The 12,963-nt window shown below is 44.7% G+C and carries 12 protein-coding genes; 4 read left to right on the forward strand and 8 right to left on the reverse strand.

Annotated features, from left to right (window positions below):
- Positions 1-136: 136 nt before the first annotated feature.
- The 3 genes from GGD38_RS14450 to GGD38_RS14460 all read left to right on the forward strand — a co-directional run bounded on the left by GGD38_RS14450 (position 137) and on the right by GGD38_RS14460 (position 6,975).
- Positions 137-3,310: a SusC/RagA family TonB-linked outer membrane protein gene (locus tag GGD38_RS14450; RefSeq protein WP_375300121.1), complete on the forward strand. Its 3,174-nt coding sequence runs from the start codon at positions 137-139 to the stop codon at positions 3,308-3,310.
- Between the two features lie 11 nt (positions 3,311-3,321).
- Entirely contained in the window at positions 3,322-4,863 is a 1,542-nt protein-coding gene (locus GGD38_RS14455; protein ID WP_375300120.1) for a SusD/RagB family nutrient-binding outer membrane lipoprotein, read from the forward strand.
- A gap of 390 nt (positions 4,864-5,253) precedes the next feature.
- Positions 5,254-6,975, forward strand: a complete 1,722-nt coding sequence (locus tag GGD38_RS14460; RefSeq protein WP_375300119.1) for an IlvD/Edd family dehydratase — start codon at positions 5,254-5,256, stop codon at positions 6,973-6,975.
- Here GGD38_RS14460 and GGD38_RS14465 read toward each other — a convergent pair.
- From GGD38_RS14465 to GGD38_RS14480, 4 genes are all read right to left on the reverse strand, one after another.
- Entirely contained in the window at positions 6,972-7,175 is a 204-nt protein-coding gene (locus GGD38_RS14465) for a hypothetical protein (protein ID WP_375300118.1), read from the reverse strand. The genes GGD38_RS14460 and GGD38_RS14465 overlap by 4 nt on opposite strands.
- A 4-nt stretch (positions 7,176-7,179) precedes the next feature.
- A complete protein-coding gene (locus GGD38_RS14470; RefSeq protein ID WP_375300117.1) occupies positions 7,180-7,443 on the reverse strand; it encodes a hypothetical protein in 264 nt (87 codons plus the stop codon).
- Between the two features lie 112 nt (positions 7,444-7,555).
- Positions 7,556-8,263, reverse strand: coding sequence for a LytR/AlgR family response regulator transcription factor (locus GGD38_RS14475; protein ID WP_375300116.1), 708 nt, complete (start codon positions 8,261-8,263; stop codon positions 7,556-7,558).
- Positions 8,260-9,261, reverse strand: a complete 1,002-nt coding sequence (locus GGD38_RS14480; RefSeq protein WP_375300115.1) for a sensor histidine kinase — start codon at positions 9,259-9,261, stop codon at positions 8,260-8,262. The genes GGD38_RS14475 and GGD38_RS14480 overlap by 4 nt, the downstream gene beginning before the upstream one ends.
- A gap of 241 nt (positions 9,262-9,502) precedes the next feature.
- Here GGD38_RS14480 and GGD38_RS14485 point away from each other — a divergent pair, with 241 nt between their 5' ends.
- The gene (locus GGD38_RS14485) at positions 9,503-10,330 is read left to right on the forward strand and encodes a class I SAM-dependent methyltransferase (RefSeq protein ID WP_375300114.1); all 828 of its coding nucleotides are present in this window, start codon (positions 9,503-9,505) and stop codon (positions 10,328-10,330) included.
- Between the two features lie 70 nt (positions 10,331-10,400).
- On the opposite strand, the gene GGD38_RS14490 is transcribed toward GGD38_RS14485, so the two are convergent.
- The 4 genes from GGD38_RS14490 to GGD38_RS14505 form a co-directional block, all read right to left on the reverse strand.
- A complete protein-coding gene (locus GGD38_RS14490; RefSeq protein WP_375300113.1) occupies positions 10,401-10,994 on the reverse strand; it encodes a Crp/Fnr family transcriptional regulator in 594 nt (197 codons plus the stop codon).
- 121 nt (positions 10,995-11,115) lie between these two features.
- A complete protein-coding gene (locus GGD38_RS14495) occupies positions 11,116-11,529 on the reverse strand; it encodes a response regulator (RefSeq protein WP_375300112.1) in 414 nt (137 codons plus the stop codon).
- An 8-nt stretch (positions 11,530-11,537) separates the two neighbouring features.
- Positions 11,538-12,098 carry an ATP-binding protein gene (locus tag GGD38_RS14500; RefSeq protein ID WP_375300111.1) on the reverse strand — a complete coding sequence of 187 codons (561 nt, stop codon included), beginning with the start codon at positions 12,096-12,098 and terminating at the stop codon, positions 11,538-11,540.
- A 7-nt stretch (positions 12,099-12,105) separates the two neighbouring features.
- On the reverse strand, positions 12,106-12,867 hold the full coding sequence (locus tag GGD38_RS14505) for an STAS domain-containing protein (RefSeq protein WP_375300110.1): 762 nt from the start codon (positions 12,865-12,867) through the stop codon (positions 12,106-12,108).
- Positions 12,868-12,963: the final 96 nt, after the last annotated feature.

Below are 12,963 nucleotides of genomic sequence, written 5' to 3' on the forward strand. Positions count from 1 at the left end.
GGAGCTTATATAAAGAAAGGAAATTTTATCGTGCCGACTGTACAATATCCAACATAGTTTTATTTTGGTAGTTTTTCATTGTAATACCGGATAATTTGGCTACTTCAACGATTACTCACCAAAACAACTTGCCGGTATGAAAAAGAATACCAATGGCGGGCCATTGCGCCATGCGCGGTTATGGCTGCTCTTTGCGTTACATTTACTCGTATCCGTTACCCATGCTCAAACAATTACAGGTACAGTTTCCGATGAAAAAGGTACAAAGATTCCCCGGGTTTCAGTAGTTGTAAAAGGAACAACATTTGGAACTTCAACCAATAACGAGGGCTGGTATAGTATTGCCGTTCCTGAAGGTAAAGGCACCCTGGTATTCAGTTCTGTGGGTTATAAGATCATGGAAGCTGAGATTGGGGGCCGAACAGTGGTAAATGTTTCTTTAACCACCGACAATACCAACCTGGGCGAAGTGGTCGTAACAGCCCTCGGAATAAAAAAACAGGCCCGAAGCCTGGGTTATTCCGCCACCAGCGTTAAACCCGAAGAACTGAGCGTAAACCGCACCAGCAACGTAATGAATGCGCTCCAGGGCAAGGTGGCCGGCTTAAACATCTCCTCACTTGGTACCGGGCCAGGCGGTTCTTCAAAGATCCGTATCCGCGGCCAATCGTCTATCTCCGGTCAAAACAATCCGCTCATTGTTATTAACGGCGTACCGGTTGACAATACCAATTTCAATGACAATACCATTTCAGTAAAAGGCGGCGGGGTATTTGCCGATGGCGGTGATGGGTTAGCAAGCATCAACCCCGATGATATTGAAAGTATGACCATATTAAAAGGAGCTCCGGCTTCAGCCCTGTATGGTTCCCGCGCCAAAGACGGGGTTATTATGATAACGACAAAAACAAAAGGCAAGACAAAAGGTATAGGTGTTACCTACAACCTGAACTATACCAACGATACGCCGCTCGATTACACCGATTATCAAAAAGAATATGGACAAGGTGAGAATGGTGTACGCCCCACAGTCCCCGACCCCACTTCGGGCGAATGGTCATTTGGCGAAAAGTTCGCACCGGGTATGACGCACATCTTATTCAATAACCTTACAGTTCCTTACGAACTGCAGCCAAGTCGAATAAAGAATTTCTACCGGCATGGTCAAAATATTTCCAATACCCTCGCTTTTGAAAGCAGCAGCGATAAAGGCGGTATGCGCCTGTCGCTCAACAATACCCAGAACACTGGCATAATGCCCAATAATTCGTTCAATCGTAAATCGATGAACCTGGGCTTTAGTTATAACCTGTCTGAACAGTTAACACTGGCAGGCAATATCAACTATTCACGGGAGATCAATAAGAACCCACCAAACATTGCCAACCAGGACAATTCCATTCCCACTACGCTGATGGCCCTTTCTACATCGATGCCATTAAACGTGCTGAATGAAAACAAATACAATGCACAGGGCAATGAATATAGTTGGTCGAGGTTCACCAACCGCACCAATCCGTACTGGGTAATGGCAGAACAATTCCATAATATCAAACGCGACCGCATCTTTGGCAACGTGACTTTAAAGTATAATCTGCTGTCGTGGTTAAGTGTGCAGGGCCGTTTTGGGCAGGACTACTGGTCGCGCGATGAAGACGTGAACAACTTTCCCACCGGACAAGCTTCCCGTGCAGCGGCTTTACCTGGTTTTGTAAACGGGGTATATACACAGGAATCACGGCGCTTCAGGGAAACCAATCTCGACTTCCTGGTGAACGCCAACAAAAAATTCGGCATTATGGAAGTGAACGTGAACGCAGGAGGCAACCGTATGCGCAAACGGAGTGACATCAACAACGTGGTAGTTACCGATTTCATCACCCGTGGTATTTACACCGTGCAGAATGGCCGCGGTAAAGATCCCGTATACACCCGTATAGAACAGGGCGTGAATTCATTATATAGTTCTGCCGAATTGAATTTCAAACAAACTTTTTATTTAACGGGAACCGTGCGTAACGACTGGTTCAGTACACTGGCACCTGAAAACAGAAGCATTTTATATCCATCTGTATCGGGCAGCTATGTTTTTTCGGAACATCTTCCTGAAGTTAGCTGGCTGAATTTTGCCAAACTACGTTTAGGCTATGCCGAGGTAGGCAGCGACGGCGATGTAGCCCCCTACTCCGACCAGTTGTTCTATGTGCCTAACGCCAATTTTGTAAGTAATCCAAACGGACAGGCCGTACCTGTAGGCACCAGCGCTATAAGCAACAATGTTACCGGTACTACCCTGCCAAACCCCAAACTGAAGCCCAGCCGGGTAGCGGAAACAGAGGTTGGCCTTGAAGCGCGGATGTTCAACAACCGGGTTAATATTGACCTTGCAGCGTACCGGAAGATCACCAGCGACCAGATCGTTCTGGTTCAGATCTCCGACGCATCGGGTTACCTTAACACCCCCATCAATAGTGGTAAAAGCAGGAACTACGGATTTGAAGCTATGTTGAACCTGGTGCCAATAAGAACGGTCAACACTACCTGGGAATTCACCGCCAACACATCTTACAACATCACCAAAGTGTTGAGCATTATCACCGACAAACCGGGCGAACGCATAACCACCGGTACGCACGTGTTCAATGGCGAAACAAGACACGTGGTGGGCGAAGAAATGGGCCAGATAGCCGGTTATGGGTATGCGCACAATGAAAAAGGTCAACAGATCTTTCAATCGAACGGGTTACCCCAGCGAACAACCGATTTTGTGCTGTTTGGCAGTGGCCTGCCTAAATGGGTAGGCGGCTTTCTGAATACTGTGAATTACAAAGGAATCAACTTCGCTATATTTATTGATTACAAACTGGGCAACAAAATGCTGTCGGGCACCAACTTCAATGCCGTACGGCATGGGCTGCATAAAATGACATTAGAAGGTCGCGAAGGTGGCGTAAAAGGTAACGGAGTAGATGCCAATGGCAATCCCAACAATGCCGTGCAGGGTGTGCAATCATATTGGGAACACCTGCGTTCGCAACAAATTATAGAGCCGGTTATTTATAATGGCGGTTACTGGAAAATACGGCAGATCTCCCTGGGATATGATTTTACCAAACATGTACCCACCAAATGGCCCATCAAAGGCGTTAAGCTCGACCTGGTGGCCAACAACGTGTTGCTGATCAAGAAATGGGTTGATAATATCGATCCCGAAACATTTGGGTTTGGTTCCGATAACCAGGTAGGCCTTGAATCACCCGGCCTGCCCACCACGCGCAGCCTTGGCTTGAATTTGAACATTAAATTCTAACACCTATTGTCATGAAAAAGATTGCACATTATATTTCAATTATCTTACTGTTTACTGCCACTGCTTCCTGTGAAAAGAACCTGGCTAAGCTGAATGTAAATGAAACAAACAGTACAACGCTCGATCCGGCACTGTTGCTGAACCAGGCCATTATCAATACTTCCTTTCCGGTAAAATCGCTGGTTTTCGATGTTGGCATTGTACAGCAAATGGTAACACCCAATGGCGGCGTGCTGGCCGGGGCTAATTTTAACCAGGACAGCCGCGATGTTACTACCCAGCCCCTGTGGACGGCTTATTATCAAAGCGTGATCAAGAATACATACGATGCTATTGCGAAATCAAAAGATCTTACTACCAGGACCAACATGTACAACATGGCGCGTATTTATCAGTCGTATATTTTTATGATCCTTACCGATGAATTTGGCGACATCCCTTATTCCCAGGGTGGAGCCGGTTTGGCAGAACGCATTCTGTTACCCAAATACGATCGCCAACAGGATATTTACCCAAAGATCATTCAGGAATTGACCGAAGCGGCAGCTGCATTGACCACCACCGCCAATATTGAAACGGGCGACATGTTATACGCAGGCGATGTTGCCAAATGGAAAAAGTTCGCTTACTCGCTGTTGCTGCGCGCCGGTATGCGGTTGAGCAAAATTGATGCGGCCAAAGCGCAAAGCACCGTACAGGCAGCCTTTGCCGGCGGCGTCATTACCGCCAATGCCGACAATGCCTTCATTCGCCACGACGCCAATTTTAACCAACCCATTGGCGCTACCCTTAATGGCAGCGAAGCAGCCAACTTTTATCTTACCAAACCATTTGTTGACCAGTTAAAGAATACCAGCGACCCGAGGCTGCAGGCCATTGCCATTCGCTATGTTGGCGCCAAAACCGGCACAGGGCAAACAGTGGCAATTGGCAGTACCGCCCCGGCCCAACAGATTGGTATGCCTATAGGAAAAGACAATGGCACTATTGGCGCAGCTGCTACCGCCGATAACCTGGCCAGCTTTTATGATTACAGCCAGGTTGATCGCCGTCGTATGGTAAAGGTCTCAAGTCCGGTATTCCTGGTAACGGCCGCCCAAACCAACCTGTTGCTGGCCGAAGCCCGCTTCAGGGGATGGATAACCTCGGGTACCGCCGCACAATATTTTGCCGACGGCATTAAAGCACATATGGACCAAATGGCGTCGTATGACGTCAATTCCGCCGTTTCCGCAACGGCCCGCGACACCTATGTAACCAACAATCCGCTTACTGCCGGCAATGAGTTGGAACAGATCAATACGCAATATTGGATCGCATCTTTTTTGAACGGACCGGAAGCTTTTGCTAACTTCAGAAGAAGTGGCTTTCCGACACTTACACCCAACCCCTATGGACAACCCAGTAATCCCGATGTGCCCAATGGCACTTTTATAAGAAGGCTCACCTACCCTACTTCTGAACTAAGCGTGAATACCGATAATGTGAATGAGGCTATCGGACGGCAGGGAGCGGATAAGTTGAGTACAAGGGTTTGGTGGGATAAGCAGTAGTTAACAAGTTGACGAGTTGACAAGGGTTTCCTCTGTGCGGCAGCCTGACTAATAGTTGAAAAGTTGATAATGGTGATAGAGTTGATAAAGGCAGTTCTTAGTTTTTAGTTCTTAGTTTTTAGTTCTTAGTTTTCGCGATAACGTGCATTAGCTGTATTCGCTTTAGGCTTTTAGCTTTCGGCTTTAAGCGGCTGTTTTGTTTGCAGCTTATAGCTTATGGCTTACAGCTGTATTTTTCACGTTTGCCGTTTCACGTTTTACGTTAGCGAGGCCAGAACCTTCGGAAACCATTGCCGATTGCCGATTCACGATTGCCGAAGAAGCGATTCTCAAAGTTCGGCATCCCTTTCACGTTTGCCGTTTCACGTTTTACGAAATAAATACACAGCAATGAGCAATACTAAAAAACTCCGTAGCGCCGATTGGTTTGGTAAAAATGATAAGATGGGATTTGTGCACCGGTCGTGGTTTAGAACGCAAGGTTACCCTAATGATTATTTTCAGAACAAACCCGTAATTGGCATTTGCAATACCTGGAGCGAACTTACGCCCTGCAACGGCCATTTACGCGATCTGGCTGAAGTGGTAAAACGTGGGGTGATTGAAGCCGGTGGCTTCCCATTGGAGTTCCCCGTTACTTCGTTAGGCGAAACCGTTATGCGTCCAACAACTATGCTGTTCCGCAACCTGGCCAGTATGGATACTGAAGAAACCATTCGCGCCAATCCCATCGACGGCGTTGTATTGCTCACCGGTTGCGATAAAACCACTCCTTCTACCTTAATGGGCGCCTGCAGTGTTGACCTGCCTACTATTATAGTACCTGGCGGTCCCATGCTGAACGGACGATTCCGGGGCGAATGTATAGGCAGCGGCTCCTTTAACTGGCTGATCAAAGAGAAACAAAACGTAGACAATTATACCGATCAGGATATCCTGGATGTAGAAATAGGTGTAGCTCGCAGCCAGGGCCATTGTATGACCATGGGCACTGCCAGCACCATGGCCTGTATGGCAGAATCGCTTGGACTCACCTTACCAGGCGCCGCGGCCATTCCCGCTGTTGATGCACGCAAAAAAGTAATGGCGCAATTAAGCGGACGGCGAATTGTTGAAATGGTTAAAGAAGACCTGAAGCTTTCCCGCATCCTTAACCGTTCTGCTTTTGAAAATGCCATTGTTGTTAATTCCGCCATCGGCGGTTCATCCAATTTCATTATCCATTTACTGGCCATTGCAGGCCGCATAGGGGTACCGCTTACGCTGGAGGATTTCGATAGCATTGGCAGCAAAGTGCCTTTATTGTTAAACCTGAAACCAGCCGGCAAATACCTCATGGAAGATTTTTATTACGCCGGCGGACTGCCTGTGATCATCAGGGAAATGCGTTCCTATTTACATAATAATGCCCTCACAGTTAATGGAAAGACCATTAGCGACAATTGCGCCGTATCTCCTTGCTATAATGCTGACGTGATAGCAACCCCAACGGCGCCATTGCAACAGAATGCCGGCATGGCTGTGCTGAAAGGAAATTTATGTTTGCATGGGGCCATCATAAAACCTTCAGCCGCCTCGCCGCATTTATTAAAACATCGCGGCCGAGCAGTCGTATTCGAGAACATAGAAGATTATCATGCCCGTATAGACGATCCTGAACTCGATATAGATGAGCATTGCATCATCGTATTAAAAGGAGTAGGCCCTGTTGGCTACCCCGGTATGCCCGAGGTTGGCAATGTGGACCTCCCCCTTAAACTATTACAAAAGGGCGTTAAAGACATGGTGCGCATTTCCGATGGCCGCATGAGTGGCACAGCCGGTGGCACCGTAGTGTTGCATGTGTCGCCTGAATCGTCTATTGGTGGTGTGCTGGCCCTGGTTCAAAACGGCGATATGATAGAACTGGATGTGGCCGACCGCAAATTGCACCTCGATGTATCTGATGAAGAGCTGGCCGCGCGTAAAGCACAATGGCAACCACCCACGCCAATGGCAACACGCGGTTATGTTAAGTTTTACATCGATCATGTGCAGCAGGCCCATCTTGGAGCAGACCTCGATGTTCTTAGGGGCGGTTCCGGTTCAGAAGTAGTTCGTGATCTTCACTAACTCTTTCTTAGCTTCTTCCGCAACAAATGCCCTTTCCATAACCAAAAACCAGACAGTATAACAGTTGGCATAATGATCCATTTAACTACCATAGCCTGCTGCGGCATAGTGGCCAGTGGCCCATAAATATACCCAAGAATGGGAATGCTTAACACAATATGCAGCCACCTGATGATCTTTCTTTCTGTTGATGCTTTCATAGTACTACCGGTTAATTATTGAATCGGCAGGTAGCCGGTCGCAATGTTCATAATGATATACACCACGCTGATCGCGGTAACCACGCCAGCCACCAAAACGCATACCCAGTCCTGTGGTAATAAAGAACAATGCAATTACCAGAATGGCGGCTATCTTACTAAAAACGGCCAGTGTTCTTCTTTGAGAAAAATTACCGAATATAGCGCCGATGATAAATACCATACAGGCTACAAAAAGTACCCTCAGTAAAATGAATAACGGGAACATAAAATTTGTTTTAAAATGAGTAAATATTCCAACGATTGCTGAAACAAAATTACTCCGGCGAACACCCCGTTTTCGTGGAGAGTAGACGACCGGGTTACATGAGTAGACGAGCTTATTTATTCAGGGAGAGCAAAGATTCAACGGCAGACCGGTAACTATCACTTAGCGGCAATTCAATGTTACCCAGGCAAATAATATCACGCTTAAGCGCCGTTACTTTATCAGCAGCAATGATGTAAGATTTATGAATGCGTACCAACCGATACGGCAGCAATTTATCTTCAAGGGCTTTCAAACTCATTTTGGTCATTACCGGTTTGGCGGTAGTAGTTAAATAGATCTTCACATAATCCTTCATGCCCTCTATGTACAGGATATCGGCAATGGTGACCTTTATTTGATTGTATTCTACATAAACAAAAAAATGATCGGGCCTTGGAGCTTCTGCCTTGGGCGCCTGCTTCAATCTAAATAATTCATTTGCTTTATTACAGGCCTTTAAAAACCGTTCAAACGAAACGGGTTTCAACAGGTAGTCTACTGCAGCCAACTCAAAACCTTCAAAAGCATGTTCTTTATAAGCGGTAACAAAAATGATCATCGGCGGATGCTGCAGCGATTGTACAAACTGAATTCCATCCAGTCCGGGCATTTGAATATCCAGAAAGATAAGATCAACCTCTTCGCGATGCAATAGCTCAATGGCTTCCAGGGCATTTTTACAACGGCCCGCCAATTGTAAAAAAGGTACCTTGTTGATGTTATCAACCAGCAGGTCTAATACCCATTTTTCATCATCCACGGCAATACATCGCATCATAATAATTTACAATTAAGATGAACGGAATATATACCATCCTTGTCGGAAATATTCAACTGATAGTTATTGGCATATAACAACTCAAGGCGGTTTTGAACATTGGCCAGCCCAATGCCCGAATGCCTGTCTTTCGACAGGTTCGAAGCGCTGTAATTATTTTCTACACTAAAAGTGAGCATTGGCTCCTTCACTACAATCGCTATTTTTATAAACGGCGCCTTTACCAGGCCAATACCATGTTTGAACGCGTTTTCGATAAATGGCACCAGCAGCATAGGTTCTATCATTCCTTCAGGATAATCGTTGTGTATTTGCAGTTCAACCTTTACATCTTCCCCAAACCGCAATTGCTGCAGTGACACATAATTGACAATATGCTCAATCTCCTTCCCTATAGATATCTTTTCCTCATTGCTTTCATACAACATATATCGCAGCAATTCACTCAGCTGTATCAGCGAGGGCTCAAGCAATTTTGACTGATGCCGCGCCAGCGACACCATATTGGTGAGCATGTTAAATAAAAAGTGCGGACTAACCTGTGAACGTAATAATTTCAGTTCGGCATCGAGGCGCTGGGCACGGGCTTCCTTTTCCATACGTTCAAACCTGATGCGGTCATATATAAGGCGGAAAATGATACTGGCAAAAATAAAAGGCGCTACGGGAAAAAAGATCAGGCGTTTGTTAACTGCTGTAAACTGAAAATCGGGATCAAGCTGTAAAAAGAAAACCTTGGCAAAGCCAGAGAAAGCTACAATAGCTACCAGGCAAATGATGTACAACCACCAGGTGCGTTTATTCAGCAGTTTGGGATACAGGTAAAATGCGTTGAAATAGAACAGTGCGATATGATATAATGTGGTGATAAGGTAAAAACCAACCGACAATCCAAAGAACGACTGGTCCCACAACAGGATGCCGGGAACGGCCAGCAGCAACGGCCATACAAGAGCATGGACCCATTTAGCTGATAAAGAAGGCTGTACCCGTTTCATATCTCAAATATACTGTATGACCTGTAAATTAGGGATCAGGCCCATTTCGGGCAAAGATGTGTAGACAAAAAGGGAACATGAGTAGAACAAAATGAAAAAACCCACTGTGCGCCTGATATAAGTAAAATTTAATATAAATATTAAGCAATAAGCGTTATAATTTCATTCTTTTTCATTTTTTCAAGCAACACTCACCCGAAAATCAGTACCATCTATTATATTTACGCCTAAAAGATCTTAAATGAAGTTTACAGCACACAATATCCTATTGGGCGATGGCACAAAAACTATGGGCGATGGCCATATTTTGTTTAGCGAAAGTGAGCTCTGGAAATCGATCGTAAAAACACTGGACCTGTTCTTTCCCGGAACAAAGGAAGAAAGAAAAAAGGTAAAAGTAGTGGACCTCGGTTCGCTTGAAGGCGGTTATGCCGTTGAACTTGCCAAACTGGGTTTCGATACATTAGGTATTGAGGCGCGTGAAGAGAATATTGCAAAATGTAATCATGTTAAGGATAGCCTGAACCTGTCCAATCTGAAATTTGTAAAAGATGATGCACGAAATATTGCCAATTACGGGAATTTTGATATAGTGCTCTGTTATGGTTTGCTTTACCACCTGAATGATCCTATTAATTTTATCAAAACCATGAGCAGTTGCAATAGCAAGCTTATGCTTTTGCACACCCATTTTGCGCCGGAACGTGATATCAGGTACGGACTGGGTTTTCTCAATACCTATTTCATTGCACCCATTCAAAAGAGAACGAAGATCCTGGAGTTTACAAAGAACTGGCGCCTGTCTGCCATTACACGCAACGAAGGTTACAGAGGCAGATGGCTGAAAGAGTATAACAAGAATGCAAGCAAAAAGAAAATTGAGAAATTGTTATGGTCGTCATATAACAACGACCAGTCTTTCTGGCTTTGTAAAAAAGATCTTACGACCGCCTTACACGAGGCCGGCTATGATAGCGTGTTTGAACAATTCAATTACACCGGCGACATCATCCCGCATAATAATAACTATCATTATAAGCGTGGTATGTTTGTAGCACTTAAACATTAACGTATACTATATTACTGGCCTGTAAGGAGCGCATGATCTTACCGATCTGGCGCACTTTACAGGTCTTTTTTTAGGCGTTGCGGAAAGTATCAGCCACCAGTTGCCGGGTGGTAGCCGTTAAATCGGCTATATCCTGTAAGGAAATGAGCTTATCAAGGAAAACCTCCTTGTTTATAGCTGTCATGATCTTTTTATGCATGGATGTTTGCAGCAATTCAATTCGTTTGCGGGGCTCGTAAGAGCGGATATAATAAAGCAGGGATTCTGTTTTGTTCCAACGTTCAATGATCTTACTATAGAACAAGGTAGCCACATTGGGGTCGTGGGTCATAAGATGCTTTATAAAATCAAGGTCATATGAACGGATCTCGGTAGGTGTTAATGTTTTGCTGAACTCGGAAAAGGGCGCATTGGGCAAAAAATTGAGATTGCCAAAAAACTCACCGGGTGTTACAATCTCATACACACACTCCTTACCCTTGGGCGAAAGCCGGCCTAATTTTACGGCGCCGTTAATGATCTCATAAATGTTGGTAAACTGTTGTGGAGCGCTATACAGCCAGCTGTGCTTCTTCAGCATATGATGAGATGTTTTTTCCTTTAATCCAGGAATATCCTTTGATAAAAGGTAATTATACAGGCCCATTTCTGCTATAGTAGACATAAGCGCAATTTTACGCTCAAAATTCCTTCTTTGCAAATCTGCTTTTGCAAATTATTGGTTAAGGCAACAATTAATAAACTTTATTTTAACATAGACCATTGCCAATAAGGCCTAACTGGTTTTAGCTTACAGACCCCACCTTGCAAAACGCATGAAATGTTTTAGCCGTGGCTACCCCATCGCTGAACGTAATGGGTTTTGTAATGTAGGAATGGGCGCCCAGCCGCATGCATTTTTCCTTTTCGAAGGGATTTATAGAAGTAGAATAAATAATAACCGGGATGTTCCTGAAACGGTCATCGTTCTTTATATGGCTGAGCGTTTCCGTGCCATTCATTTTGGGCATATTTAGGTCGAGAACAATTAAACAGGGAAGCTCGTTTTGTTCATGATGTTTTTTCAACAGGTCGAGCATTAGCACCCCGTTCTCTGCAAAAAGCATTAAATGCGCGGCCTTAATATGTTCCATTGCTTCAGAAATTATCCACCTGTCTTCAGCATCATCTTCAGCCATGAATATTTTACCTGTTTCCATATGCAATATTAATTACCTGGTGTGTTTAATGGCAAAGAAACGAAAAAGGTTGCCCCCTCGCCTTCCCGGCCATTGGCCCAAATAGATCCGGCGTGCATTTCAACGATCTTACGGCAAATAGCCAAACCCAACCCTGTTCCTTCAAATGCCGCACGGCCGTGCAAACGCTGGAACAACATGAACATTTGCGGAACATATTGTTCATCAAAGCCAATGCCATTGTCTTTAAATGCAATTTCCAAAAAACCATTTTCTTCTTTACAGGTAATATCCACCACCGGTTTATGCAAGGGCCGTGAATACTTGATGGCATTGGAAATGATATTCTCAAACAACTGGCGTAACATACTTTTATCGCCTGTAATAACAGGGAAAACGGGCAAATTGATCACAGCCTGTTTTTCCTCAATAGCTATTTCAAGGTCCTGACTGGCTTCCTGTGCTATTTCATTAAGATCAACCTCTGCAAACTCCAGCTTTTCTTTATTGATCTGTGAAAACAGTAACAGGTCCTGGATCAGGTTACGCATGCGGTGCGAAGCGGATCGCATATTTTCTAAAAATCCCATTCCCTTCTCATCTATAACCCCGGTATAATTGTGCGCTGGCCATTGTAGCCTTTGTTACAACATGTGAAAGGTCGATGCCGAGATGCACTACAGTTTGAGCGATCTCGGGCCGTATGCCACTGATTATACATTCGGCGCCCATGAGCTTGGTTGCAGAAACTGTTTTTATCAGGTGCTGGGCAACGAGTGAGTCTACTGCCGGAACACCTGAGATATCGAGAATGGCAATGGTGCTGCCGCTGTCAACTATTTCGTGTAACAGGCTTTCCATTACCACCTGGGTGCGTGCACTGTCTAATGTACCTATGATAGGCAATGCCAGTATGCCATCCCATACCCTGATAACGGGTGTTGAAATTTCTGTTATTTCATTTGTTTGGCGAAGAATTACTTCCTCACGGCCCTGAATAAATGTTTCAAAAGTGATAATACCAAAACTGTCTATCAGTTTACTTATAGATAAAGATGCTTCATATAAAAACGCAGGATCATTGTTTATTTCCTGTTGTAAAGTATTTAATAAAGCATCTTTCAAACTGAATACATAAACACCGGTATCTCGCGGCGAATACCCCTGCCGGGCACGTGAAATGGAAATGCCTGCAAGGCTCTCTCTCACTTTCTCAAAATCGGGTGAATTGGTATCGTTGATATTACTATCGGTTACTGTATTCAATAACGCATCCAGTAATTCATTCGATTGTTCCTGCAGATCTTCATTGCTCATCAGGTCTTCGCGCAACGATTCATCGGCAAGCTGTTTGTTCATTCAGGTTTCAAGAATTTGTTTTCTCTTTTTTTGCAGCAGTTTAGAGAAATCAGTCTTCATGATAATGTATATATGTTATATTATATAATAGATGGC

This window comes from Niastella sp. OAS944 (assembly GCA_024809215.1).
Classification (GTDB): Bacteria; Bacteroidota; Bacteroidia; order Chitinophagales; family Chitinophagaceae; genus Niastella.